The organism is Streptomyces sp. NPDC004111 (assembly GCF_042874215.1).
Lineage (GTDB): Bacteria > Actinomycetota > Actinomycetes > Streptomycetales > Streptomycetaceae > Streptomyces.
Genome location: NZ_JBIAMU010000037.1, coordinates 1 through 24437 on the forward strand (window position 1 = coordinate 1; position 24437 = coordinate 24437).

The following is a 24437-nucleotide window of genomic DNA, read 5'->3' on the forward strand; positions in this document are numbered from 1 at the left end:
CAACCTGGCCAAGCGCATAACGGACGAGACCACACCAACCTGGCGAGGAACCTACTAGGACAGAAAGGGCAATCTGCCTAGATCAAATGCCCTCTAAGAGCCCGGATGTGGGAGCCGTCGACTGCGCAGTCGTCCATGTTCAGCGCGTCTGCAGCGCGCAGCTCAGTCAGCAGGACCCTGGTGCAGGGCCGGCCAGACCCCGGCCTCGGTCCAGTCCCGCAGTCGGCGCCAATAGGTGATGCCGAAGCAGCCCACCACCTGCACTGGAACGTCACGCCAGGCCACACCCCTGCGCAGCACGTAGATGATGCCTGCCAACGCCACCCGGTCAGACACCGGAAGGCGGCCGGGGTACCGGTGCCGACGTTCCTGTCGCGGCGGCAGCAACGGAGCTATGCGGTCCCAGAGCTCATCCGGGACAAGATCGGCAGACACCCGCCAGGCCCTGCCTGCCAAGATTGCCAGAACCAGTCGCCACGCCGATCTCATTCTGAAACGATCAGTTAGGCACCCTGGTCTGCTGCACGATTGGGGTAGCAACCTTGACTGGCAGGGGAAGCGCTGGGCTGGCAGATCAGTTTGTGTCCCGAAGGGCGACGTTTAGGTGTTGTGCTGAGCAGGCGCATCGCGTGCACGGCAGGCTCTTCGGGAGGGCCGACATCGCAGGTGATGTCGGCCCTCAGGGCGACCGACCGGCAGGACTGCTACTTGTACTCGGCAGTCAAAGTGAGGTCACTGAGACCGTCGTTGAGCCAGATGTAGGCGTCGCCCTTCACGGGGCGCACAGATGTGGACTTGGTCGTCCCATAGCAGGCAACCCGCTCGCCTGGAGCGACCTTGCGCTTCGCGCAGTTGTCGACAGTGTTCGTGGTCTTGTTGAAGACCGCAGTTTCCAGGTAGACCGTGTTCGGGGAGTTATTCACCGCCACCGCTACGGCCTGGAAGCTGTTCGAACCCGGGGCGCGGAAGATGCACGTCTGTATCCCGATGTTCTTGGAGAACAGGTGCTTCGTCGAGTCCCCGCACTTGTAGTCCGCGCCCGCAACCCAGGGCTGCCAGGTGTCTGCTGCAGCGGCCGGGCTTGCGCCCAGAGCGAGGGCCCCCACCACGGCTGCACTCACAGCAAACGCCTTGCCCCGCATACGCTTAATCATGAAGTTCCCCCCATATTTAGGCATTTGTATACTTTGCAATGATCCGCCATTGCACTCATGATCGTAACGTGAATACGTGGGCACCGATGGCACCCACCATGCCCACTCGGCCGACATCTCCTCATCACCTCCAGCCACCCGTAGGCTCGTGTTCAGGCGCGGGGCCTGTTGGAGAACTGCGGTGTCTGTGCCGCCGAGCGCCGAGCCCACCCTGTGGGAGCTGCACCGTGCCATGTCGCAACTGCGCGAGGACCTTGCCCAGCTCGCCGCCCGCTGGACCAGGTGGTGACGCAGGACGTTTACCGGGCCGATCAGCGGGCCACCGAGCAGCGCATCGGCCAGGTTGAGGCGGGGCTAGCCGGGCTGCGGAATGAGCACGACCAGACCACCGAGCAGGGTGAGCAGCTGCGGCGCGAGGATCAGGCCGCTTCCGCGGCGACACGTCGGCTGGTGATCTCGTCGCTCGTCGCGCCGACCCTGCTGATGGCGTGACAACCGTGGCTGCTGTCGACGGGCATCACGAAGTAGGCACCATCAGCAGGCCCCCGATACACGAGGAACGCGGAGAGAGTCGAGATTCACTGTGGCAACACCACTGACTGACCGGTTGGTCGCAGTACTACAGGCCGAAGGGGTTCGTGTTGTGCAGCGGCCCTGCTGACGCACCCATAACCGGAACACGAAGGGCCCGTGAGGTCCGGCGCACGGCGTCATGATCCATCAGTGCGGGGCCGTCGTCGGCATCTTCGATGAGTGGCCCCTGCGAGGGCACGGGGGTGCTCGCCGGGGCCTGGGGAGACCCGCGGCCGGTACCGGGGGTGGGATACGGGGCAGCGGGACGCGTTCAGCGTACGAGTCGGCCCTTCGTCCGGGTACAGAGTGCGGGCCGGGGAGGGGAAGTTGGCCCGAACCCGGCAGGTGGCCCGTTTCGCGCTCTTCAGGGGGAGCCCGGGCAGCACCAGCCGCGGGTACACACCGGAACCATCGTTTGTGGCCTGTGTCGGGTGGACGGGAGGGAGCGCAGCGGGTCTACGGGTCCCGTCTCGCCGGTCTGCGGACAGAGCTGGTGCCCGAGGGAGCGCGGCAAGGGAACGGGGAGAAGTCCGCCAGGGCGGATGCGTCGATTTGCGTTGCGATCGCAGGCGCGGAGGCGGGACGATGGGGGCGGGTCGAGACCGTGGGCTGGCCGCTATAGCCGTGTACCTAGTCGTGCCCCCGGACCCTGGGTCGGCGGTCTCGTTCGACCCGGCTGCTCTTTGCACGCAAGGGCGATCACTCTTGCGCACAAAGGGCCCAGCCGGGGACACCCGGCCAGGCCCCATCCCACCCTGTGGGGGCGGCTGTTCAGATGTGGCCGCGCCAGACGCCGGTCTCGCGGCCGAGGTCCTCGATGTATCCCTTGAACCGCTTCAGGCCCCCGCTGATCTGCCGTTTGGCCACCCCGAGCGTGTCCGCGACGTTCTCCGGCGGCACCGTGGAATTCGACTTTGCCTCCGGGGTGGCACCTTCCGGCCTGGTTCCGACCGACCCATCCGCCCCGTTGCCCCACGGCCTCAGTGTTCCTCCCCAGTGGCGTCAGGGCGGCACCAGCTGAGTCGGTGGTTCTCCTCGTGCGACGCGTGCTGGGATCGACTCTCACCGTCCCGCCGGTCACAGCACCGTGCGGAGGCCTGTGACGGGTTACAGCCGTTAGAGCGCCGTGCACGGTGTGGGGTTGCGTGGCAGAGCGGCCGCGGCCCGTTCTCATGCTCCGTGGAAGGGCCCCACAGTGCCCCAGGGGCCTCAGAGAGCGCCACTGGCACCCAGGAGAAGCATCGGGTTACAGGCCGTCAGAACGCCGTGTATGGCGCCCAGGTGGGTGCGTGAGCGCAGTGACCCCGCAGACTGGTCGCCGCAGCGACTTCCGTCAGCGCCCCGTGCGGCGCAGCCCGCGTCTTGTGATCGGATCCGGTAGCCCTCGGTCTCTTCGCTGATCCGGTCCCGGTCGCAGGTGCCCGGTTCAGGGGTGCCCAGGGAGTCGGGGCGCTCATGGTGGTGGTCCTCCCAGGGCGTCTTCGTCGGCTGGCTGGTGGTCTTGTGGGGAGGAACGCTCTGGGAAGAGGACATCAGACCCGAATCAGCACGTCCAAGCCGTTTGCCGCCGCTGGCACCTCCCTCGCATACCCCCTGGTCATTGCCTGCTCACACAACTAGCGTCGGCCTCTCATCCACATCTGTCCGGGGGGCTCATGCGACCGCGCACGACACGGCTGGGAAGAACGACCGCAGCAGCGGCCATCGGGCTGTTCCTCGCCTCGGGGTGCGCCCCGGCACAAGAGCCGAAACCCACACCTGGAGCATCGTCTACGACTCCTTCGGCCTCGGCCCCGGTGACGCCCCTGACGGCGGCCCAGCTCAAGGGACTCGCGTTTAAGGACGGAGAAGTCCCGCAGGCACACGAGCCCATGGGGGTACAGGAACCCCAGCCGAAAGGAAGCGGACGCTCCTTCCCTCCCATATCCGTACCTGCCTGCCAGCCACTTCTTGATGCCCGTAACGGCGAAGGGTCGATCGCTCACGTCTTCCAGATCTTCAACTGGAAGAAGAACGTCATGGGCGGCAGCTCGACACTCGCCTCCTACGAGGAGGGCGAGGCCACACGGCGCTTCGCAGCACTCAAGCAGGCCCTCACCACCTGCCGGGCGTACGAAGGCGACGGCTATGTGGGGCGATTCGAGGTGACAGTGAGAACGGAGGCAGCACCGCAGGTCGGTGACGAAGCGGTGGCCTTCCGCGAGATCATCCCCATGAAACCGGGGCAGGCCGACCGTAACGAGCAGTTCGTCGTGGTCCGTACGGGGAACACCATCGCCAGATTCTCCGAGCTCAGCACGGCCAAGGGCCTCTCATTCCCCACCGAGCTGATCAGCCGACAAGTCGAACGGCTGCGAGACGCCCAGCGGCCCTGAACACAAGCTCACCGGTTGGCCGACGCCCCCCTTGCCCGTCGGCCAACCGCACCGGCCGGGCCAGCCGGCCAGCGGCAGCAACACGGGAACTGCCTCATAACAGGTCCATGGCCCGGCGGTACCACGGTTTGGTCTTCTTCGGCCGACCGGCCTGGGCGAGCAGGACACCAAGGTTGTGCGCGGCGCCGGTATGCCCGGCCTCCGCGGCCCGGCGATACCACGGCTCGGCCTCCTCCACCCGGCCCAACTCGGCAAGCAGGCAGCCGAGGTTGTGCGCGGCGCCGGTGTTTCCGGCTTCGGCGGCCCGGTGATACCACTGCTTGGCCTCCTCCAACCGGCCCGACTCATAGAGCAGGACACCGAGGTTGTACGCGGCGCCGGTATCTCCGGCCTCCGCGGCCCGGCGACACCACGGCTCGGCCTCCTCCAACCGGCCAGCCTTGCTGAGCAGGAAGCCAAGCTTGTTCGCGGCGTTGGTATGCCCTGCCTCGGCGGCCCGGCGACACCACGGCTCGGCCTCCTCCAACCGGCCCAACTCGGCAAGCAGGACACCGAGGTTGTACGCGGCGCCGGTGTTTCCGGCTTCGGCGGCCCGGTGATACCACGGCTCGGCCTCCTCCAACCGGCCGGCTTTGGCGAACAGGAGGCCAAGGATGTATAAGGCGTCGGCGTTTCCTGCCTCGGCGGCCCGGCGCAACCACTGCTCGGCCTCCTCCACCCGACCAGCCTGGGCGAACAGGAGGCCAAGGTCGTTTGCGGCGTCGGCGTTTCCTGCCTCGGCGGCCCGGCGCAACCACTGCTCGGCCTCCTCCACCCGACCAGCCTGGGCGAACAGGAGGCCAAGGTTGTGGGAGGCGACGGCGCCTCCGGCGTCTACGGCCCGGCGCAACCACTGCTCAGCCTCCGCCACCCGACCAGCCTGGGCGAACAGGACACCAAGATTGTTGGCGGCGTCAGCCTGTCCTGCCTCTGCGGCCCGGTGATACCAGCGCTCGGCCTCCTCTAACCGGCCCAACTCAGCCAACAGGAAGCCAAGATTGTGGGCGGCGCCAGCGTTGTGTTGGGCGAGGGGGCGCCAGGTGGCTTCGGCGATGTGCGGGGCTGCGGTGGAGGCGTGGAGGGCGATGTTGTGGCGGTCGTTTTCGTTGGTGGCGTGGTTGAGGGCGGTTTCCCAGACGGGGTTGGGGATGGGGGTGGTGGTGTGGTCGGGGAGGTAGTCGAAGACGTTCCAGGTGTTGGGGGTGTGGGTGGGCAGGAGGAGGCTGGTGGCGCCGTAGCGCAGGCGTTGGGCCCAGGTCAGGGCTTCTTCGAGGGGTTCGGGGCGCAGGAGGGGTCTGTCGTTGTGGGGGAGGTAGTGCTCGGTCAGGGTGGTGAGGAGGGTGGTGGGGTAGGGCTGGGGGAGTCCGGTGCGGGTCAGGTCGACGGCGGCGGCGACGAGTGCGGCGCCGTGGGGGTGGCCGCCGGGGCGGGTGGCGTGGTGCCACTCGGTGAGCAGGGCCGGGCCGGCGGCGAGGTATTCGGCGACGCCGTAGGGGCCGTGGTGGGTGACGGCGTCGATGACCCGCGGGTCGTCGCAGTCGCGTGCTCTGTCCAGTTCGGTGGTGCTCCAGCGACGGGGCAGGTGCAGGGGTTCGGTCTGTTTCAGGACCCGGGCGCCCGCCCCGTCCGCGCGCGGGCCGCTTGCGGAGGCGGGGCCCTTGTCGGCGGGGCGGGGGTAGTAGGTGTCGTAGTGGCGCAGCTGCATGGTGGCCAGGACCGGTGTCCGCAGCCGCGTGAGTTCGGCGAGTACTGCCGGCTCCAGGCCGTCGGGGCCAAGGAAGTGTTCGAGGTCGTCCAGCCAGACCAGGCAGCGCACCGTGGTTGCGGTCAGGACCTCGGTGGCGGTCACCAGGTCGGGGCCGTTGTCCGGGGCCAGGACCCGGTATCCGGCCAGGGCCTTACAGGTGTGTACTGCGTGGTGGGCGGCGCGGGTCTTGCCCGCGGTGGAATCGCCGACGACCAGGACCAGTCCACCGTGTGCGGCTGCCTGTTCCAGCCGTGTTCTGAGTTCTGTGTCCATGTCGCGGGCCACGTAGGGGGGCACCGCGTCCCCGGTGGAATCGGCCTTGGCCCGGTGGGCGCCCGCCGCCAGGGCGCCCCACTCCCCCACCAGGGGCCAGCGGATGGGGTCCTGGAGATACCCGGGCACCCGGGTTCCGGCCGTGGTGACGGTGACCGGGCCGGTGATGTCCCGGGCGGTGACCACCGCCTCCTGCCGACCGCCGGTCACCTCCGCACGGACGTCACCGGCCCCGGTCGCCTCCCCCGGCATCCCTTGCCTCTCAGCCGCCGTTGGTACCGGGCTGCTCGGGCGGCGCAGCAGTAGGCGGGGCGGGGGTCCCGACATGCAGGCCGCCCGACACGTCGCGGGTGGTAACCACGGTGCCCTGGCTGCCGCCCGACACGGTGGCCGTAACGTCGCCCGCCCCCGTGGCCGGCACTGCCCGGCGGGCCTGCGCATGCCACTGATCCAGCGCGGCGGCGAAGTCCACGTCCGCCCGGGCGCGGGCGGCCAGCGCCACCACCAAGTCCCGCGCGCGCCGCTCATCGGCCGGTTCAGCCTGGAGCACTACGAGCTCCGGCTCTGCCAGGGCCGGTTCCAGCCCTCCGGCTGGCGCATCGTCCCCGGGACCGGTCTGTCCGCGTCCGCGGCGTACCAGAGCGGCCAGGGACCGCCAGGCGTGCGCGCCCGCTGCTCCGGCACCGCCGGTAGCCAGCGCCATCAGCAGCTCAGCCGATACCGGCTCCATCGCTCCCCCAGCACGTCCGAAAAGTACCTGTCTCCACGGTAGCGCTCCTGGGGTCAACCTGGCCTGGTACGGCGGAATTTGCGGAACACACCCACCGTCTGGCTGTTTCTGACCCGGTGTCCAGACCCGACACTGGCAGAAGAATCGGTGGCCTCCTCCTGCCACGCCGCAGCGCTACCGCCGCGTGAAGGCCGGACGCCGTGAGAGGTCGCTGCGGGAGTGCTGGGCGCCTCTGGGCAGGGGCCGGGCCGCACATGTTGGCCTCAGGTGCGGCCGGCGTCCTGGTGGTCTTGGGCAAGCAGTGCCAGGAGGCGTTCCACGCTCGTGGCCAACGTGCGCAGCCGGGTAGTGGCGGCGGCCAGCCCATGGGTGGGTGCGGCTTCCAGGGTGCGGCGGGCGGTGTCGTGGACGGCTTGCCGGCGGGCGCGTTCGCGGGTGCTGTGGCCGGTTGCGGTGAGGAGGGGGCGGGTTTCCTGGACGAGGAGGGCAAGGTGGGAGTGGAGGAGGCTGGTGAGCAGTTCGGTGTCGTCGGGGCGGGGCAGCGGGTGGGAGCGCAGCACATGGTGGGCGCGTGTGACGGTGGATGCCATGAGGGTGGTGTCGAGGGGGTAGGTGGGGGTGCTGTTCTGGGGTTCCACGGTGTAGTGGGGGTGGTCGGGCATGGAGTGCCTCCGGCAGAGTGACAGACCGAAGCCACATCGGAAGTGGTTCCGGGTGGCCGAGTACGCTCGAACTGGCCCAGGCCACCGGCCGCAGCGATGACCGACGACCCGGTCGATGTCTATTTCAGGCCAGGTGGCACCACTCCCCGCAACTCGCATCGAATCTGCGTCAGAAGATCCCGGCCGATGATCTACCCACCGGCACCAAGCTGCCCCACCACCGCGCTCTCGCCCCGCAGCACGACACTGCGGTCGGCGCCCGCCAGCGCGCTGTCCGGCCTCCCGCCGCGGGCCGCATCCCTACCTGCGGGCGCGGCATCTGCGTGGCCGACCCCACCCGCCACCGCCGGTTTGCGTACGACCGCATCGATCCCCCAGGGCGCGATGGAGCATCTCCCGGACGCCGGGGCCGTGGTCGCACGCCACCGAGCGCATCCGGCCGGCCCCGGCCGTTGTCCTGAGCCGAAGAAGCAGGCTTCCGCATCCGGCCGGCCTGCAGGCGGCCCCCAGGCCGTGGTGCGGCGGGCCGTCGGTGCGTGCGTATCGGTTCTGCCGGGTAGCCTCCGCACGCGGTGTCTTCCGCAGAGGAAAAGCGGGAGGTTCCCCCTTGGGGAGGCGGGACTGGGGCCGCGGGGTCGGCACCGCGGCCCCAGCCGGTCACACCCGCGCAGGGCGCGGCGGGCCACAGCACAAGCTGGGGCTCTCTGGCCATGCCGGTGTGGTGAGGGAATTGCCTCCCAACGCCGCTGCCAAGATATCCAGTTACCGCCCCACGGCGGGGCCCTTCCGCGCCACCGCCGAGCCCTTCAGCACCACGCGCCTGCCCCGCACCACGGGCCCCCCGAAGGCCCCATCCGGCGACCGGGCCGCCCACCACGCACCCGCACCCCTTCTACACGCCGCCCTCGTGGCCAGGGAAGAATCCTTCACCACCGAGGGCCAGCCCGTGCGCACCGGGAGGTACGCCGTAACGGACGGTTCCCGCCCCCTGCGCGTTCCCCGAGCACACCGCTGTTGACGTGCCGTTCCTTCACACCGCGCCCGGGGAGAGTTCCTCACCAGCGCGGATGCATCTTTATCGTGCGGGTGATGTGAAATCCGGCCAGCAGCCATGCGCGGCCGGGACACGGCTCGTTGCCACGGCATGAACGACGAACACAGAACACCACCACGGGCAGAGCTGTCCTCGGCCTACTGGCTCGACTCCCCCGTCCTCGCACAGCACGGCCTCTGCGGCTGCTCCCCCGACGACCGCCCACCACCCGCGACACCCCCGCACACCTGGCGGCCCGTCATGATCGGCACAGCATGCGCCCTCATCGTGACCGTCCTGGGCCTGACCGTCCTGTGACCAGATGGGTGCACGAGCCCCCGGAACGGGGGCCTGCCGCGGCTCCGTGTCCGGTGATCGCCTGCGCCACGAAAGCCCAGGCTGCCGCACCGGGGCCGCGGCATTTTTCTTGTCCAGGGTCAGTCGCTCCGACCCGGAGGTATGTGTGGTGCCGCTGCCGCGGGAAGCCCGCGGATACGCATGCCTGGGGGCCTGTGTGCGTGAGGCCGGCCCGCACCGGGGAACACGCAGGGCATGGAGCCGCCCGAGGCCGTGCTGCTGGAGATCACATCCTCGACCTGCCCGCGCTGCCACGCCGATGTCGACGGCATCAACGGCCGGTACGCCTGCACCCTGTGCAACTGGGTCAACCACTGGACACAGGGCCACACCACCCTGCCCACCGCAGACGGCCAGCTTCCCGACACCCCGCCCACCTCAGGCTGAAACGTTACGGCGCTCAAGGCGGACCTCTAGGCCCTGGGGGTGTGCCGGCCCGCGCACTTCACCGTCACCTCCTGGGGAGTTCGCCGGGGGCCGGCCGCCGCCGGATTCGCTGCAGCGGCGGCCGGGCGCGAGGCCCTTCCCCAGAAGGTGCCCCACGCTGATGCCCTCACACACGAACCGGAGCAGCGGGAGAGGCCACGAACCGGCCCGGCGAGGGCACAAGCCGGAGCCGCGCTCTATGCCGGGGCGCGGCTCCAGCTGGTCATCGCGAGTCGTCAAGGCCCGGGGGCTGGGAGCCGGTGGGGCAGATGCCCGGCGTACGGGGCCCAGCGTAGGAACCGGCGGGCGGTGACGGAAGCGGGGCAGTGGGATGTGACCGGTTCATTCCCCCTCTCTCCCCCGCACCAGCGGCACCGCCCGTGCCGGCAGGCCAGTGCGGGTTCCCCGGTCAACCTGGTGGTCGGCACGCTGCCGGCACGGGCCGCGGTGCGAGCCCCGTGCCGGTGCGGTGTGCGGGCCGGATCGGCTGATTCCCCCGCACCGCCGGGCTGCGGGACGGTCCTTCCCGGACCGCCCCGGGCATGAGAAACCTGGCGCTTCTGGGATAGCGATTGGCGTGATCGGCGAACCGCGGGCGAATTGATGTGCGGCAGCATCCTGTGTCGACCCCCCGGTCACCGTGGCCGGGGTACCTGCGAAGGGATTGACGTGAGACTCAAGCACAAGACTGCTGCCTTGATTTCTGCTGTCACCATGGCTTTGGGGGTCGGGCTCGCCGCCGCCCCGACGGCCGTGGCAGGCGCGCAGGTAGGCTGTTCGGTGTCCGTCCGCAACGCGGACACCGGGTATGCCAAAATCAACCGCACCCACACCTTGCGGACTGGCCCCTACTCGACCTGCACCAAGGACGCCGTCGTCCTGAACGGCGAGAAGTTCTGGCTCTGGTGCTGGGTCGTCAACGACCACGGCAACCGCTGGGCGTACGGCCGGATCGACGGCACGAACCACGTCGGATGGACGTCGATAGAGAACTTCGGCTACTACGAGACCAACAAGTGGCCGAGCTGCTGATCCCGCGGGACCGGTAAAACCCTCCCGAGGTTCGGGCCCTTGGGGCCCTTCGCGGTCGTGCCCGATACGGGAGAGGCTTCGGCACGCGATCCCGGGGCGCGCCGGGGCCGCTTCCTGAGGTGTGGTGGCCCGGCCGGTGGGGCCCGGTCAGCCACCGCACCCGCTCTCCCGTGCTCCGCTCCGGTATTCGTTGGGCGTCGTCCCGTACACGTCACGGAAGGCCCGGCTGAATGACGAAGGGCGGGAAAATCCCCAGCGTGCCCCGATTGCGGCGATGCTCACACCGGCCAAGGCTTGGTCCGAAAGATCCCGCCGGCAGCGTGCCAGGCGCTTATTGCGTATGAGTTCGCCGACCGATTCCTCATGTTGTGAGAACAGGCGCTGCAGGGTACGCACGGAGATGTTGTGGGCGGCGGCAACTGTTCCAAGGCTCAGGCGAGGGTCTTCGAGGCGGCTCGAGATGTAGGCGCCTATTTCGCGGTAGAGAGTGGCCGAGCGTGTCTCCTGCATCAGGAGGGAGGTCTGCTCCGTGTGCCGGGCAACGGCGGCGGCTGCCAGGTCGATCACCGTCGTACCGAGCCTGTCGAGGTCCGCTGCCGTGTAATCGGCGGCAGAGGCGATCAGCCCCTGGAGCAGACCTCGCAGGAGCATCCCGACGCCGCCGGCACCGCTGAGCGGCGACCCGCACATCGGCGACACAACCTTGTCGGGCAGCGGCATCAGCTTCCTGGGAAACTGCAGCAAAAGGCAACCGGATTTTCGATTCCCCTCGACGACTCCTGTAAAAGGCCGGGAGCTGTCGTAGAAGACGGCTTCTCCCGCACACATCGTCGATGCATGCCCGCCTTGCTCGATGGACTGGCGGCCGGATTGGATAACTGCTATCTGATAAATCTCCGGATCCGACTGGCGGATAAGCCGGGAAGACCGGTACGACACCAGCCCCCCGTACGAAATCTGCGAAAGCTGGGCAGGGCCGATGTCCATGGCGCGGATCAACGCCCCGAACTTGTCCGGCTCGGGAAACCGGAACCGGGTTGTCACCAGCGCGAGAGCGCTCGTCTCCTCCCATGCCGCCGTTCGATCGCGCGGCGGAAATCTGCTGGTGTCCAGCACCACCTGCACGGCCCACCTCCAGGTCTGTGAACACCGGCACCGCCGGAGTGGATCAGGAGTATGGGGCGCGGAGGCCCAGCAAAAAAGTAGATACTTAGTCAACTTTCTGCGGCGGCGGCGCAGGGTTTGCAGGAACGGTGACAGGCGCATCCGCCGCCCGTCCTCACGCCAGCGCCGGCCCTGCGCACGAGGTACCGGTTTGCCGATGCCGCCGTGGCCGGTCCGGCAGCGGCCTGCCGGATACAAGGCACTGAGCCGGGGAAGCTGAAGCCGCGGCGGGAGGCGTTGGCATAGCGGTGGAGGATCTCGGTCTGGGCGGGGGTGGGGTCCGCGGGGGACCGGTATGCCCGGATGATCGTTTCAGTCATGCGGGCATCATCGGTGCGGCCGCTGATAACCAGGCTCGCGCTGCGGCCCGGATGCGGGGCCGCGGGTGGGTGGTGGTGCGATCATCACGATTTCCCCTCCCCCGGGTGAACCCCTCACGGGTGAGCGGGACTTGGGTGAGAGTCGGGGGCAGCGGGATCGTGGGCCGGCGAAGAGAGCCGTGCGCTGTGGCGTGTCCCCAGACCCCGGAGCGGCGGACCCGCACCCCTGCAACGCACGCTCAGTCCCTCAGCTCGGGCTGTCGCAGAACAACCGCCGCACCGACAGGCTGATCAGTACCGGACGGTCACCGGCGGCGACGTCGGCCAGCGTGCGCGAGTACCGGCTGTGCACCCGCGCTGACCCGCGACTGCAGCCTGGACACGCCATTTTCAACTCACCGGCACGGGCAGCGATACGGACCACGCCACCCGCCAACCACACCCGCTCCACATGCACCGCATCCAGATGCGGAGCCCACGTTCGTACGAGGTCCTCACGCTCCCTGACACTGCCGCTACTCGTGACGGAGCGTCACCGGCACACAGAGGCATAGCCCATTTCACGGAAATCTTGCCGGCCACGTTCGGATATACGCCGACAAACCTGCGCACCGCGCACCGGCGCTGCGTACCCGGGGCCCGTGTGTTCGCCGTCCGGCTTTCAGCGGGAGTCGCCCGGCAACACCCCCGCCCCTTCCTACACGCACCACACCCGCCTTACCCGGAAAACGACAGCGTACTTCACCAACCCGGCATCGTCCGTTCCCTCAACACCACCGCCCGCCCGGGCCCAACAGCAGTGCAACCACCTGACACACAGTGAAAAGGACACGACGCGCATCACCTGGTTGAAGAATCAGCGCACTGCTCACGCGGCGCAGACGCTGGAGCCGGAGCGGGTGCGGGATTTGGAGAAGCTGGGGGTCGTCTGGTCCCACCAGGAGCGGGCGTTCGAGGAGGGCCTGGTGGCGGCCCGGCACTGGGCTGAGGAGCACGGGCATTTTTTCCCGCCGGCCACGGCCGTGGGGCTCGGTGGGTACCCAGAGTATCCACCCGTGGCCACAGGCCCTCCCAGGAGACTATCGAACATTGCGTCGACATCTTCTGCCGTGAAGATCATACGAGGGCTAGCCGCGTCCTCTGTCTCGAGGAACGCTCTAATTGCGCGCGTCACTTTCTCCCCTTTACTCTCGGTGTTTTACCCGCCCTGTTCGGATCGCCGTTGAGCTCGTAACGAGATCTTGAATGTCAGGGTTGGCTGTGGGGGCTACTCGGCTGGGCGCTTCCCGTAGTAGGGGCTGATCGTCTTGGCCAGCTTCCGCTGGATCACGCGTAGCAATGTGATCGTTTCCTCGTCACTCCGCCCGGTGGTTGTCCGCCATTCGCCCCCCGAGCCCACGAGGTCGCTCACGAAGACGATCTCTGTTACCAGGAGCGTCCGTGCCCAATCGACCGGCTTGAGCGGGGCATTGTCAGCGAGCGCACTCCGTAGCCTGTCGCACTGATTGAGGAGATCCTGTGTGTCGGTGAATCCCATGCCAACAGCGAGTTGATCGCTGCAGTGTGCCGGGCCGCTCCATTCCAGCAGCGCCCGACGGAGCAGTTCGGCCTCGTCCTTGTCGAGCAGTTCGCTTGGCCTCGGAGCCTCGTGCGGCATCAGGACAGACCCTTCTCTCTGGTTCCTGCGACGTCATGTGATCCTCACGGACGACGCCTGCGCCGAATCTGGGCCGAGGTGCTGTCCCAGGCCAGTGCACGCTCAAGCTACCTGTTTCCTCAGTCGTCTCCAGCAGATGAGGCTGCAGGCCAGCGAGACGAAGGCGTCGTGGAGTTCGGGGCGCCGTTCCCAGCGCACGGCCAGACGCTTGAATTGGTGGAGCAGGCCGAAGGTCTGCTCGACGACATAGCGGAGTCTGCCCAGTCCCTTGATGTTCGGGGAGCCCTTGCGCGAGATCACCGGCAGGATGCGTCGGCGCCGCAGCTCGTGCCGCACGGCTCTGGAGTCGTACGCCTTGTCGCCGAGCACCGCCCCGGGGCGCCGTCGCGGGTGGCCGGGGCGTCCGGCGACCGGCGGGATGCCGTCGACCAGGGCCAGGGTCTGGGTGATGTCGTTGACGTTGGCCGCGGTGGTGATGACGTGGAGCGGGGTGCCGCGTCCGTCGCAGATCAGGTGATGCTTGCTGCCTGTCTTCCGCCGGTCGACCGGCGACGGACCGGTCGCGGCTCCCCTTTTTTCGCGCGGACGTGAGAGCCGTCCACGCACGCGCGAGTCCAGTCGAGTTCGCCGGCCGCGTTCAGCTTGGCGAACAGCAACCGGTGGAGCTGGTCGAAGACTCCGGCCTGCTGCCAGCGATCCAGCCGTCGCCAGCAGGTCTGACCGGAGCCGAACCCCAGCTCCAGCGGCAGAAGTTGCCAGGCCACATCGTTGAACAGGACATACAGGATGCCCTGCAAACAGAGTCTGTCCGGCACCGGCCTGGGGCCTGGAGACCGCTCCGGCCAGGGCGGCAGCAGCGGTTCGATCAGCGCCCACAAGTCGTCGTCCACGATCCACGGCCGAGTGCTCACTCCCCCACCAACGGCAGGATCATCACACCGGTCACGCCCGACCAAGGCACTTCAACAAGATCGCGTTACGAGCTCATAGCTACGACAATTGAATTCCAGCAATTCTTTTGATTTCCCGGAAGGCGGCATGCCTCTGCAGTACAGGATATTCCGCCGCAATATGAGAAATTCCTGCATAAATGAATTTCCGCGCCTCCGTATAAAACAGGTCGGCCGGACATGTGGCATACCCACCCGCCGATGAAGTAATCTCCAGGAAACCTCCAGACTGCACGAAGCGGATGACGTAGGAATTCTCGGTGAAGTCAATGTCCGATTCGCCACCTACAGGGATTTCGCGAACACAGAGCGCCAAACAGTACATCAGGTCCACAATTGGCGTAGGGTAAGAAATGAAGCTCTGCGCGCCGACACGGAATACCGTTGGGTAGTCAAAATAGCCGTAGCGCAAGTCAGTTACGCTTACACTTTCGAGGTTGATTTGATTGCGGGCGATCGCCTTTGTGGCTTGATGCGGAATATCGCGTTCCTTGTCCGGGGTGAAGCTTAGGGTAATCATCTACTTCTCTCGATTCAGCTGTGAATGCACCTACAGGCTGTCCCATAACTCTTGCAGCCGCTTACCTGTGCCCAGTTCGACCCGATTGGTCAGGTCGTGGCCGTGACCGCGAGTCGCCGCAGAATTGGACAAGCCGACCGATCAGCCGTCGCCCGCCGACCTGTTCGTCGAGTTACGGGACAGCCCTCCGTCGGAGCAGCGTTTCGGAGAGGACAGTGCGGTGGACTTCCGCGTCCCCCAGCCGGTCAAGCACCACGGCAGTGGGTTCCAACAGGTGAGGGCCGTCGGTCAGCCCCCGGGCAACCGCGATCCGCCGGTACTGGTAGGCGAGATCCTTGACGGCATGCGCGTATTCGGCGTAAGCCGTCAGACGTTGTTTGTCCCACCGCACGGATTGCTCGCGCCGCCACTTGGCCCGCTCATTCAGGCTCGTCACCAGAAATGACGTGGCAGCACCGACAGCAACACCAGCGAGCGGAAGGATCTGACTGGCCGTGTCCATGGGTCGATCCCCCGATCGTGCGTCACCGCGTTCCCCAGCCTCCTGCCTTGTTCCGGGCCAAAGCAGAGGCCGGACGCTGGCTTCGAACGGCCGCACCGTGCGTTCGCCCCTCCCCTCGCCCCGTCCTTGGCCATTCATACGCCGAACACCCCGCCTACCAGCAGGAATGACGCCCCATAGACCTTCAAGGCCGGATGCGAGGGAACCCTGCACGTCCGGTTCCGAAAGAGCCGGATCACGGCAACGCCATCCGGCTACCCGACCACCATTCGGCGACAGGAGGTCAATCCTCCTTGATGCGCCGCAACCGAGCTCTAGCTTTACTCAGGTTTTTTGGATAGTTCTCTGAAGGAATTGGGGTTTGTTTATCCAAGATTGCTGCAATTGTATGCAGTGGCGCCCAAACTGCACGATCGTCGACGACGTCCCCCAGGTCCGTCATCTGGAGTCGCTCGAGCCAATCCAGGAGCACAATTGCCTCATCTGCACTCAGGCGGATCACAAGGTGCTCTTCGTCCAAGACCGTAGTCCTCTCATGTCAATCACGATATGCAGGCGAGAGTGAGGGAAGCGGTGGCCAACCTACTGACGAGAATCTATTCCTGGCCACGATCCGTACCGACTTCCCGATCCGGGCAACGCTGTCGATGAGCACCTGCGTCAGGTGCGGGAAGGGAACTTTCAGCAGATCAGAAGCATGATCCCTCACCGGGAAGGGCTATCCGAAGATCATCCACTTCATGGAAAGTGCCGAAGAGCCAGTACTGAACGGCCGCTGACACGCTTGATCCCCGGCCGGCCGGGCGGGCCTGGTCGGGGCACCGCGCCCGCGGTCGGGCCTCTACCGGCGTTCCGCCTTGCCCTTGCCTCGCATTCCCCTGCAGCCGCCTTCCTCGCCCGTTGGCCTTCGCCGAGCAAGGGGCGTGACAGCCGCTCGGCATGCGGCGGGAGCGCGGAGATGAAGCTGACGAAGCGGGAGAGCACCGCGTCGGGGCTGCGCCCGGACCTGCGCGGACGCACACGTGGCGGGCCGGACTCCCGGAAGGTGGGAGTGCTCGGCCCTCCACGGTCTGCGGGTGCGGTCAGGGCTTCTTCGTGGCGGCCGCCCCGGTCTTGTCGGCGTCTGCCCCGGGCTTCGCCGCGTCCGACTCGTCCGCCTCGGTCTCTTCGGCCTCCTTGGCGATCGCCGCGGCCGTGGCGGTGCGGCGGCCCACTGCGCCGGAGCCGATGAAGACGGCGGCCAGGCCGAGCACGATCAGCCCGATCAGCGCGAACTTGCCCCAGTGCGCGGTCCCGCCGAGCAGCAGTCCGGCCACTCCGAAGTCGGCGTCGGAGAAGGTGGAGTTCTTCAGCCCGGTACTGCCAAGGTACGGGAGGACCAGCAGCGGCAGGAAGGTGATCAGCAGGCCGTTGGCGAGGGCGCCCAGGACGGCACCGCGTCGGCCGCCGGTGGCGTTGCCGACGACACCAGCGGCCGCACCGGTCATGAAGTGGGCCACGACCCCGGGGATGACCACGGTCCCGCCGACGGCCACCAGGACTCCCATGCCGAGCAGTCCGCCGACGAAGCTGGCCAGGAAGCCGATCAGTACGGCGTTCGGGGCGAAGGTGAACAGGATCGGCACGTCCAGCGCAGGTTTGGCCGAGGGCACCAGCTTCTCGGAGATGCCCTTGAAGGCGGGCAGGATCTCGGCGAGCACGGCCCGTACACCGGCGAGGATGACGAACACTCCGGCCGCAAACTTGCCGGCTTGCATCAGCGCCCAGATCAGGTACCACTGGCCGTTGCTGAGGGTGGACTCGACGTACCCGGCCCCGGCGACCAGGGTGACGACCAGGTAGACCACGCCCATTGAGACCGCGATGACCACAGTGGTGTCGCGCAGGAAGCCAAGCCCCTGCGGGATCTTCAGGTCCTCGGTCGACTTGGACCTCGGCCCGGCCTTCGGGCCGTGCGCGCCGTCGGCGGCCGTGGTCGTACGTCCGCCGCAGATCCGGCCGACGAGACCGGCGAACCAGATCCCGAAGCCGCCGGTATGACCGATGGCCACCTCGTCCCGGCCGGTGACGGCACGCACCCAGGGGTGGACGAGCGCCGGGGACAGCGTGGTGATCAGGCCCTGGGCGAGCGAGCCCCAGAGCACGGCCTCCCAGCCGGCGAAGCCGTTGGACATCAGGATCACGGCGATCATCGCGGCCAGGTAGATGGCTACGTGACCCGAGAGGTAGATGAACTTCAGCCGGGTGAATCGGGCCAGGACGACGTTCACGACCATGCCGAAGAAGAAGATCAGTGCGGCCTGCGAGCCGAACTGGGTGAGCACCTCACCGACGATGGCCTCGTTGTTGGGCACCACGCCCTGTACGCCGAACGCGTGCTGGAACATGTCCCCGAAGGGGGTGAGCGCGCCCGAGACCACGCCGGCGCCCGCCGCGAGGACGAGGAACCCCACGAAGGCCTTGACGGTGCCCTTCACGGTGTCCGACAAGGACTTGCGTTGGAGGGTCAGGCCCAGCAGCGCGATCAGTCCGATGATCACCGACGGTTCCTTGAACACGTCAAGCAGTGACTTGAGAAATCCGTTCACGGTCACGCCTCCTCGGCGCCCCGGAGCCGCTTCGCTCCGGATGGAGGGGAGAAACGGCCCGGCAGGAGGGCCGCACTGGATGGGGGGACGGAGAACCGAAAGGCCGTGGGGGGCCTTTTGGCGTGGGTGGGAAAGCGTGGGGTCCAAATCGGAGCACGGGGAGGAGTGCAGCCGGGTGGGGCGGCCGGGGCACGCTACAGCAGGTGGTGGCGCTCGGCCACGGCCTCCACCTTCGCGCGCAGCTCGTCCTTGTCGATGAGGCTGTCCATGACGGTCACGTCACCCAGCCCGCGCGCTGCGTCCTCCAGGTCCTTGGCAACGAAGAAGGCGTCGGCGCTGCTGGGGTCGGCCGAACTGAGGTCGGAATGCTCGACCTGGACGTCGGTGAGGCCCATCTCCTTGAGCACGTCGGCGATGTTGAGGCGGAGCATGAAGCTGCTGCCCAGTCCGGTGCTGCACATGGCCATGATCTTCATCAGGTCTCCTCGATTCGGGTGATGAGCGTGATGACGTCCGCCGCGGATCGGGCGGCGCGGAGTTCCTCGCGGCCGGTGGAGTCCGACAGCAGCCTGGCCAGGGAGGCCATGGCTTCGGTGTGGGTCACCGGGTCGGGGGCCGCGAGGCAGAAATAGAGGTCGACTGCGTGCTCGGGCAGCCCGAGCAGGGGGGCAGGCTCGGCGAGGCGGAGCATCGACAGGGCCGGCCTCAGCGCACCCGACTCGGGGCGGGCATGGGCGAGGGCGATGCCGAAACCCAGGTTGATGTAGGTGCCGCCGTCGGCGATGGAGGCCACCATCGCGTCCACGTAGTCGGTGGTGATGTCCCCGGCGTCGAGCAGCGGGCGGGCCACGGTGCGTACGGCCGTGGCCCAGTCCGTCGGCTCGTCGCGGAAGGCGATGCGATCGGGGGTCAGGACGTTACTGAGTTGCATGGTGCACCTCTTGAGGGAAGCGGTACGGGTTCAGTTCTGCTGGTCGCGTGGCGGACGGCTGTCGCGTCGCGGCGGGTCAATTGCCGTCCGCTGTGATGTCGAAGGACAACTCGGCGGTGCTGGGCGGGAACTTCGACGTGCCGTACACCAGCGGTTTTCGCAGCGGGTCGTAGACGGTCGACTCGGCGAGCAGCACCGTCGAGCGCGGTTCCAGGCCCAGCAGTTGCGCTTCGTGGTCATCGGTCCTGTGTAGGCCGACGACGATCTGGTTGCGGGCCAGGAGGGTGTCGTGGCGGGCGCGCAGGTAGGCGTAGAGGGAGTCGTGGGTGAAGTCCGCGGTCATCAGGCCGGGGAAGCGCTCGGCGTCGGCATAGGACTCGGCGAGGTGGTGGATTTCGCCGTTGACCCGGCGCAGCCGCTGGATGCGGATCACGTCGGCGGCCGGGCTGAGTCCGAGCCTGGCGGCGATCCGCGCTCCGGCGCGGACTGGCCGCTGGACGAGCACCTCGGAGACTACGGTGTGGCCCTGCCTGGTCAGTTGAGTGTGAAACCCGGTGACCTCGTTGACGAAGCGCTCGCGGTGCCGCATCGCGTACCGGGGCCGGCTGACGAACGTGCCGCGACCGTGCTCGCGCACCAGGTGGCCGTCCCCAACGAGTTCGTCCATGGCCCGGCGTACGGTGATGCGACTGACCTCGTACTCCTCGCACAGTTTTGGCTCCGAGGGCAGTCGGGTGCCGACGGGCAGTTCGCTCGCCCGTCGCAGCAGGTGATCTCGGACCTGCGCGTATTTGTGCTCGGCCATGGCCGTCTCTCCTGGCTCGTCACGAGGGGTCGGTGGGTATCCCCGTCCGGACGTCATGACGACTGTGCGATTCGGCGGGTGTTGCCGTTGCAACTCCCGCTGTCAGCTTCAGACAGGGCGAGGGCATCAGGAATGGGGACAAAGCCCTCTCCTGTCCTGTCGTTGGCCCCTTCTCCCAAGGGAAGAAGGGCACGACTTCACGGGATTCGGAGGCTTTGCCGCCCAACCGGGCCGACTGAGCCGACAACAGGTTTACGTTGGCGAAGTCGTCATGACGTCATGTCCACTCGACGGACGACACCGGCCGTGACGCCCAGGACGACACGACCGGCAGCGACCGCCCCGCCGCCCGCGACTACGAACGGGCGCCCTCCAGGCTCCGGTAAGCGGGAGTCCCGCGTCCTTCGGCCCGGTGCCACTTGTCACCCACGCCCTGCTCGCCCATACGCCCCGTACCTCATCACGACCCCCGGGAGTGCTCATGTCCACCACGTCCGGCGTCCTTCACGCCCCGCAGGTTCCCGACCCCAACGCCCCGCGGGTTTTCGAGCCGATCGACCGGCGTGCCGTCGCCGTCGCCCGTGGGCTCGCCCTGGACGCCGTCGAGCGGGCGGGGTCCGGTCACCCGGGTACTCCGCTCGCGCTGACCCCGGTCGCGCACCTGCTTTTCCACCGGCACCTGCGGCACGACCCCGCGGACCCCGCCTGGGAGGGTCGTGACCGGTTCGTGCTCTCCTGCGGGCACGCCAGCGCGCTGCTCTACACCCAGCTCCACCTGACCGGCTACGACCTGTCCCTGGACGATCTGCGCAGGTTCCGCAGTCTCGGGTCCCTTACCCCAGGCCACCCCGAGTACCGGCACACCCCCGGGGTCGAGATGACCACCGGGCCACTCGGACAGGGCGTCGCGACCGCCGTGGGCATGGCGATGGCGCTCAAGCGTGACGAGCACCGCAGGTACCCGAACGGCTTCCCGGCCGACAACGCAGCCGGCACGGTCGTGCCCCGGCGCACCGTCTACGTGCTGTGCTCCGACGGCGACCTTCAGGAGGGCATCAGTTACGAGGCCGGCGCACTGGCCGGCCGCCACGAGCTCGACAACCTCGTGGTCGTCTGGGACGACAACCGCATTCAGATCGACGGCGACACCTCCCTGACCAGCAAAGAGGACACCGCCGCCCGGTTCGTCGCGCAGGGCTGGTCGGTCCGAGCGGTGCCGCTCGGCGCGGACGGCGATCTAGACACCACCCTCCTCGACGCCGAACTGCACGCGGCCCGCGCCGAGCGCACACGTCCCACCCTGATCGTCTGCCGGTCGCAGATCGCCTGGCCCGCCCCGCACGCCGTCAACACCCCCGCCTCGCACGGCGCTCCGCTCGGTGCCGAGGAGGTCGCGCACGTCAAGCGCGCCCTGGGCCTCGACCCCGAGGAGTCCTTCGCGGTCGCCCCCGAGGTGCTTGCCCACACCCGTAGCGCGCTCGGCCGTGGCCTTGAGCTGCGCCGCGAGTGGGACCGGGCGGTGGCGGCGTTGGAGTCCGCCGACCCGGCAGCAGCGGCCGAGCGCGCCAGGGCGCTGCGTCCGTTCACCGCCGAAGAGGCCGCCAACTGGCTGCCTGACTTCGAGACCGGCGCCCTCGTGGCGCCCCGCGACGCCTCCGGCCGGACAATCCAGGCGCTCGCCGCCCGGCTGCCGCAGTTGTGGGGCGGCTCAGCCGACCTCGGCGACAGCAACCGGACCACGATCGTAGGCGGCGGCTCCTTCCTCCCCGAGGGAACCGGCTCCGGCGGCCGCGCGGGCCGCAACATCCACTGGGGGGTACGGGAGCACGCGATGGCCGCCGCCATGAACGGTATGGCCCTCGTCGGCTACGACCGCCCGTTCGCCGGCACCTTCCTCGTCTTCAGCGACTACCAGCGTCCCTCGATCCGGCTGGCCGCGCTCATGGGCCTGCCGGTCGTGTACGTCTGGTCGCACGACTCGGTCGCGCTGGGCGCAGACGGCCCCACCCACCAGCCCGTCGAACACCTGGCGGCCCTGCGTGCGATGCCGGGCATGGCTGTCGTCCGTCCCGCCGACGCCCGCGAGACTGCCGCCGCCTGGGCGGTCGCCCTGGAGACCCGAGGGCCGGTGGGTCTCGCCCTGGCCCGGCAGGGTCTCCCGGTGCTCCCGACCGCCGCCGAGGACGTGCGTACGGGAGTGGCCCGTGGCGCGTACGTGGTCACCGACAGCGAGGGCGCACCCGACGTGGTGCTGCTGGCCAGCGGCAGCGAGGTCGCTCCCGCCCTGGCCGCCTGTGCGGAGCTGGCCGGGGAGGGCCTCGCGGCGCGCGTGGTCTCCGTACCGTGCAAGGAGTGGTTCGTCGCTCAGGACGCCGACTACCGGGACGCGGTACTGCCCCCGGCCACCCGGGCCCGCGTGGTCGTCGAGGCCGCGTCGGCCTTCGGCTGGCACGACCTCATCGGCGAGGCCGGTCGCACCGTCACCTTCGACACCTTCGGCACCTCGGCCCCCGCCGACGAGGCGATGCGGCACATGGGCATCACCGTGGAGGCCGTGGTCAGCGCCGCCCGCGAGAGCCTGGCGCTCGCCCGGCGATGAGGTCCGGGTATTCGGGCTCGGATAGTTCCGGGTAGTCGGGTTCAGGTCGTCAGGCCCAAGTGATGAAACCCGGGTCATGAGACCTGGGTAGTGGACAGATCTCGTCCTGTGGGGTGATCGTTTCGCCCTGTCGGCCGATGATCGTTCCCGTGTGGGTCAGCGCCATGGTCGCGTCGGCCATGTGCGCGATCCCGAAGTCGGTCAGGATCACCCGGTCGTCCATCAGCAGGACGTTGTCGGGCTTGAGGTCGCGGTGCACGATGCCCGCCGCGTGCGCGTGTTTAAGCCCTGGCCTGGACACCGTCCTGCGCCTGGCCCGCGCCGCCCGGGACGACTCCCAGTCGTGAGGTCGCCGCGCAGATCAAGGCCTGGACGAGCTGACCGAGCAGGCAGGCACAGCGAGAGCGGAAGCCCGGGAGGACACGGCCGAACTCGCCTATGATGCGTCGAAATTGGCTACCGGTCTTGCCTGGTCACTCATCACCCTCATGACCCGAAGCATCACCGGCTAAGGCCCGGCCGCCGACTGGTCGAAGAGGACCTGCACGACACAGCCTCCGCCCTCCTCACCCCTGCACGGCCATCACGCCGGGCTTCGCCCTCGCACCGTGCAGAAGCCGGTTACCTGAGCAGGGGCGCGAGAGACGCCGCCTTCGGTGCTGGGTGCGTCGGTGTTGGTCGACGCTACGGAGCCCGCAGTGTTGTCCTCAACGCGATTGCGGGGAATCGCGCAAGTTCACTCCAGTGCGTCGACCACCACCTGCGGCTCGACCTGGCCGGGATCACCTGGTGGGACAGCGGAAGCCTCTTCACTCTCCCGGGGTCTCGGTAGGCGGCCCGCCATGTGGGTGGGAGTAGGGCCCTTTCCGCGGCGGGGCCTGTGGTCAGGCCAGGTCGAGGTGATGGATGCCGTGCTGGTGCTGTGAAGAACAGAGCGGTTACTGCCGTCGGGGCGGCTTCAGGTGCGGTGGCCTCTCCACCGCACCCCGTGCTGCTGCCGCAGCCGGTGGATCTCCCACCACGCCAGGGCCGTCACCGACACCGGTCCCGCGAGGAACGCGCAGATGGCGACCGGCACCGGGCCCGGGGGCAGTCCGCCCGAGGACAGAACGCGGACGGCAAACACACAGGCCAGGACAGTGGTGACCAGTGCGGGCAGCAGCGCATGTGCGGCGGACAGGTTGAAGGCGTGCCGCAGCGCCGGTCCGGTGGCGAAGCAGAGGAAGCAGCACATCCACCAGAAGGGTGCCCAGCACACCAGCAGCCCGGCGCCTCGGAGCAGCAGTCCCAGTGGTCCGTCGCCGGTGTGGGAGAGCAGTCCCATTCCCTTGCCCCCGGCGATGAACAACAGCTGTACGAGCGCCCAGGCTGCGAAATAGCACAGGGCTGAGCGCCCCGCCGGCCAGAGGTGAGCCCCCATGGGGCGGCGTGTGCCCGGCCTGGCGATGCCGAACAGCAGCGCGACCGCCACCACCGCGCAGATCAGTGCCAGCCAGGGGGCGAACACCGCCCGTTGCAGCAATTGCCCCTGTGCTCGCCAGGCGTCGCTCCAGTCGCCGAACACCACGAGCAGCAGCCCGGACGCTGCGATGGCGACCCAGGTCCGCACCCGCTGCACCCGCAGCAGCGTCGGATCCCCGAGATGCCCCTCCGGAAGCGTGGGGAAGACGCGGCGGGTGGTGCGTGCCAGCTGGTAGCCGACCAGCAGCGGTACCGTCGCCCACCACAGGCACGGGAGAAGCAGCACCAGCAGGACGGCGGGGTGCACCTGCTCCCGGCTGCCCCGCAACACCACGCCCAGAAGCGGCCATTGGCCCTCGCGCACACGCCGCCACAACGGGGTGTACGGCCGTGGCGGAGGAGGCCCGGGGGGGGCGGCGGGGAAGTGGCGCGGCCGGACCGGTGGCCGGGGAGCGTTGGTGCACAACGGGCGTCCTATCCACGGTCCCGGAAAGGACGCGCCCCGCCCCCACCCCGGTTCCGCACCCCTGACCGTGCGC

The 24437-nt window shown here is 68.3% G+C and carries 24 protein-coding genes and 1 pseudogene; 6 read left to right on the forward strand and 19 right to left on the reverse strand.

The genetic code is table 11. The features are described from left to right. Positions 1–92: 92 nt before the first annotated feature. Together ACFYVL_RS42595 and ACFYVL_RS42600 are read right to left on the reverse strand one after the other, a co-directional pair. A pseudogene (locus ACFYVL_RS42595) lies at positions 93–435 on the reverse strand (transposase); the annotation flags it as partial. 269 nt (positions 436–704) lie between these two features. Continuing rightward, positions 705–1154 carry a hypothetical protein gene (locus tag ACFYVL_RS42600; RefSeq protein ID WP_389255179.1) on the reverse strand — a complete coding sequence of 150 codons (450 nt, stop codon included), beginning with the start codon at positions 1152–1154 and terminating at the stop codon, positions 705–707. Positions 1155–1436: 282 nt separating this feature from the next. Here ACFYVL_RS42600 and ACFYVL_RS42605 point away from each other — a divergent pair, with 282 nt between their 5' ends. After that, entirely contained in the window at positions 1437–1646 is a 210-nt protein-coding gene (locus tag ACFYVL_RS42605) for a hypothetical protein (RefSeq protein WP_389255181.1), read from the forward strand. A gap of 852 nt (positions 1647–2498) precedes the next feature. On the opposite strand, the gene ACFYVL_RS42610 is transcribed toward ACFYVL_RS42605, so the two are convergent. Next, on the reverse strand, positions 2499–2627 hold the full coding sequence (locus tag ACFYVL_RS42610) for a hypothetical protein (protein ID WP_389255183.1): 129 nt from the start codon (positions 2625–2627) through the stop codon (positions 2499–2501). A gap of 896 nt (positions 2628–3523) precedes the next feature. Here ACFYVL_RS42610 and ACFYVL_RS42615 point away from each other — a divergent pair. Then, the gene (locus ACFYVL_RS42615; protein WP_389255185.1) at positions 3524–4102 is read left to right on the forward strand and encodes a hypothetical protein; all 579 of its coding nucleotides are present in this window, start codon (positions 3524–3526) and stop codon (positions 4100–4102) included. A gap of 94 nt (positions 4103–4196) precedes the next feature. Here the strand turns inward: ACFYVL_RS42615 and ACFYVL_RS42620 are convergent, their stop codons facing one another. From ACFYVL_RS42620 to ACFYVL_RS42630, 3 genes are all read right to left on the reverse strand, one after another. Further along, positions 4197–6413 (reverse strand): tetratricopeptide repeat protein, encoded by a 2217-nt coding sequence (locus ACFYVL_RS42620; RefSeq protein ID WP_389255187.1) that lies wholly within the window; start codon positions 6411–6413, stop codon positions 4197–4199. A 10-nt stretch (positions 6414–6423) separates the two neighbouring features. Next, the gene (locus tag ACFYVL_RS42625) at positions 6424–6891 is read right to left on the reverse strand and encodes a hypothetical protein (protein ID WP_389255189.1); all 468 of its coding nucleotides are present in this window, start codon (positions 6889–6891) and stop codon (positions 6424–6426) included. Between the two features lie 263 nt (positions 6892–7154). Further along, a complete protein-coding gene (locus tag ACFYVL_RS42630) occupies positions 7155–7553 on the reverse strand; it encodes a DUF6415 family natural product biosynthesis protein (protein WP_389255191.1) in 399 nt (132 codons plus the stop codon). A gap of 1144 nt (positions 7554–8697) precedes the next feature. Between ACFYVL_RS42630 and ACFYVL_RS42635 the strand changes: the two genes are divergently transcribed. The 3 genes from ACFYVL_RS42635 (at position 8698) to ACFYVL_RS42645 (ending at position 10401) form a co-directional block, all read left to right on the forward strand. Beyond that, positions 8698–8904 carry a hypothetical protein gene (locus ACFYVL_RS42635; protein ID WP_389255193.1) on the forward strand — a complete coding sequence of 69 codons (207 nt, stop codon included), beginning with the start codon at positions 8698–8700 and terminating at the stop codon, positions 8902–8904. A gap of 234 nt (positions 8905–9138) precedes the next feature. Next, complete coding sequence (locus ACFYVL_RS42640; protein WP_389255195.1) at positions 9139–9330, forward strand: hypothetical protein; 192 nt, start codon at positions 9139–9141, stop codon at positions 9328–9330. Between the two features lie 753 nt (positions 9331–10083). After that, a complete protein-coding gene (locus ACFYVL_RS42645) occupies positions 10084–10401 on the forward strand; it encodes a hypothetical protein (protein WP_389255197.1) in 318 nt (105 codons plus the stop codon). A gap of 147 nt (positions 10402–10548) precedes the next feature. Here ACFYVL_RS42645 and ACFYVL_RS42650 read toward each other — a convergent pair whose 3' ends face one another. The 11 genes from ACFYVL_RS42650 to ACFYVL_RS42700 form a co-directional block, all read right to left on the reverse strand. Further along, entirely contained in the window at positions 10549–11526 is a 978-nt protein-coding gene (locus ACFYVL_RS42650; protein WP_389255199.1) for a helix-turn-helix domain-containing protein, read from the reverse strand. A 606-nt stretch (positions 11527–12132) separates the two neighbouring features. Further along, on the reverse strand, positions 12133–12273 hold the full coding sequence (locus ACFYVL_RS42655) for a transposase family protein (protein ID WP_389255201.1): 141 nt from the start codon (positions 12271–12273) through the stop codon (positions 12133–12135). 879 nt (positions 12274–13152) lie between these two features. Further along, positions 13153–13542, reverse strand: coding sequence for a hypothetical protein (locus ACFYVL_RS42660; protein ID WP_389255203.1), 390 nt, complete (start codon positions 13540–13542; stop codon positions 13153–13155). A 102-nt stretch (positions 13543–13644) separates the two neighbouring features. Then, a protein-coding gene (locus ACFYVL_RS42665; RefSeq protein WP_389255281.1) for an IS5 family transposase occupies positions 13645–14435 on the reverse strand; the annotation gives its coding sequence in 2 pieces (ribosomal slippage) (positions 13645–14120 and positions 14120–14435; 792 coding nt in all). A 97-nt stretch (positions 14436–14532) separates the two neighbouring features. After that, positions 14533–15012: a hypothetical protein gene (locus ACFYVL_RS42670; protein WP_389255205.1), complete on the reverse strand. Its 480-nt coding sequence runs from the start codon at positions 15010–15012 to the stop codon at positions 14533–14535. 172 nt (positions 15013–15184) lie between these two features. After that, positions 15185–15514, reverse strand: coding sequence for a hypothetical protein (locus ACFYVL_RS42675; RefSeq protein WP_389255207.1), 330 nt, complete (start codon positions 15512–15514; stop codon positions 15185–15187). A 283-nt stretch (positions 15515–15797) separates the two neighbouring features. Next, complete coding sequence (locus ACFYVL_RS42680) at positions 15798–16034, reverse strand: hypothetical protein (protein WP_389255209.1); 237 nt, start codon at positions 16032–16034, stop codon at positions 15798–15800. Positions 16035–16596: 562 nt separating this feature from the next. Beyond that, positions 16597–18102, reverse strand: a complete 1506-nt coding sequence (locus tag ACFYVL_RS42685; protein WP_389255211.1) for a PTS ascorbate transporter subunit IIC — start codon at positions 18100–18102, stop codon at positions 16597–16599. A gap of 194 nt (positions 18103–18296) precedes the next feature. After that, complete coding sequence (locus ACFYVL_RS42690) at positions 18297–18578, reverse strand: PTS sugar transporter subunit IIB (RefSeq protein WP_389255213.1); 282 nt, start codon at positions 18576–18578, stop codon at positions 18297–18299. Then, positions 18578–19033, reverse strand: a complete 456-nt coding sequence (locus ACFYVL_RS42695) for a PTS sugar transporter subunit IIA (RefSeq protein ID WP_389255215.1) — start codon at positions 19031–19033, stop codon at positions 18578–18580. The genes ACFYVL_RS42690 and ACFYVL_RS42695 overlap by 1 nt, the downstream gene beginning before the upstream one ends. Positions 19034–19109: 76 nt before the next feature. Next, positions 19110–19838 (reverse strand): GntR family transcriptional regulator, encoded by a 729-nt coding sequence (locus ACFYVL_RS42700; RefSeq protein WP_389255217.1) that lies wholly within the window; start codon positions 19836–19838, stop codon positions 19110–19112. A 481-nt stretch (positions 19839–20319) separates the two neighbouring features. Between ACFYVL_RS42700 and tkt the strand changes: the two genes are divergently transcribed. Then, positions 20320–22437: a transketolase gene (tkt, locus tag ACFYVL_RS42705; protein WP_389255219.1), complete on the forward strand. Its 2118-nt coding sequence runs from the start codon at positions 20320–20322 to the stop codon at positions 22435–22437. Between the two features lie 49 nt (positions 22438–22486). Here the strand turns inward: tkt and ACFYVL_RS42710 are convergent, their stop codons facing one another. Then, positions 22487–22738 carry a protein kinase gene (locus ACFYVL_RS42710; RefSeq protein WP_389255221.1) on the reverse strand — a complete coding sequence of 84 codons (252 nt, stop codon included), beginning with the start codon at positions 22736–22738 and terminating at the stop codon, positions 22487–22489. Positions 22739–23395: 657 nt separating this feature from the next. Then, complete coding sequence (locus ACFYVL_RS42715) at positions 23396–24232, reverse strand: hypothetical protein (protein WP_389255223.1); 837 nt, start codon at positions 24230–24232, stop codon at positions 23396–23398. Positions 24233–24437: the final 205 nt, after the last annotated feature.

What these genes read in the sequence shown, in the direction of transcription:
- ACFYVL_RS42700 (WP_389255217.1), bottom strand. Translation starts at nt 19,838, where the DNA reads ATGGCCGAGCACAAATACGCGCAGGTCCGAGATCACCTGCTGCGACGG.
- ACFYVL_RS42640 (WP_389255195.1), top strand. Translation starts at nt 9,139, where the DNA reads ATGGAGCCGCCCGAGGCCGTGCTGCTGGAGATCACATCCTCGACCTGC.
- ACFYVL_RS42600 (WP_389255179.1), bottom strand. Translation starts at nt 1,154, where the DNA reads ATGATTAAGCGTATGCGGGGCAAGGCGTTTGCTGTGAGTGCAGCCGTG.
- tkt (WP_389255219.1), top strand. Translation starts at nt 20,320, where the DNA reads ATGTCCACCACGTCCGGCGTCCTTCACGCCCCGCAGGTTCCCGACCCC.
- ACFYVL_RS42660 (WP_389255203.1), bottom strand. Translation starts at nt 13,542, where the DNA reads ATGCCGCACGAGGCTCCGAGGCCAAGCGAACTGCTCGACAAGGACGAG.
- ACFYVL_RS42635 (WP_389255193.1), top strand. Translation starts at nt 8,698, where the DNA reads ATGAACGACGAACACAGAACACCACCACGGGCAGAGCTGTCCTCGGCC.
- ACFYVL_RS42630 (WP_389255191.1), bottom strand. Translation starts at nt 7,553, where the DNA reads ATGCCCGACCACCCCCACTACACCGTGGAACCCCAGAACAGCACCCCC.
- ACFYVL_RS42620 (WP_389255187.1), bottom strand. Translation starts at nt 6,413, where the DNA reads ATGCCGGGGGAGGCGACCGGGGCCGGTGACGTCCGTGCGGAGGTGACC.
- ACFYVL_RS42670 (WP_389255205.1), bottom strand. Translation starts at nt 15,012, where the DNA reads ATGATTACCCTAAGCTTCACCCCGGACAAGGAACGCGATATTCCGCAT.
- ACFYVL_RS42690 (WP_389255213.1), bottom strand. Translation starts at nt 18,578, where the DNA reads ATGAAGATCATGGCCATGTGCAGCACCGGACTGGGCAGCAGCTTCATG.
- ACFYVL_RS42675 (WP_389255207.1), bottom strand. Translation starts at nt 15,514, where the DNA reads ATGGACACGGCCAGTCAGATCCTTCCGCTCGCTGGTGTTGCTGTCGGT.
- ACFYVL_RS42695 (WP_389255215.1), bottom strand. Translation starts at nt 19,033, where the DNA reads ATGCAACTCAGTAACGTCCTGACCCCCGATCGCATCGCCTTCCGCGAC.
- ACFYVL_RS42655 (WP_389255201.1), bottom strand. Translation starts at nt 12,273, where the DNA reads ATGGCGTGTCCAGGCTGCAGTCGCGGGTCAGCGCGGGTGCACAGCCGG.
- ACFYVL_RS42625 (WP_389255189.1), bottom strand. Translation starts at nt 6,891, where the DNA reads ATGGAGCCGGTATCGGCTGAGCTGCTGATGGCGCTGGCTACCGGCGGT.
- ACFYVL_RS42645 (WP_389255197.1), top strand. Translation starts at nt 10,084, where the DNA reads ATGGCTTTGGGGGTCGGGCTCGCCGCCGCCCCGACGGCCGTGGCAGGC.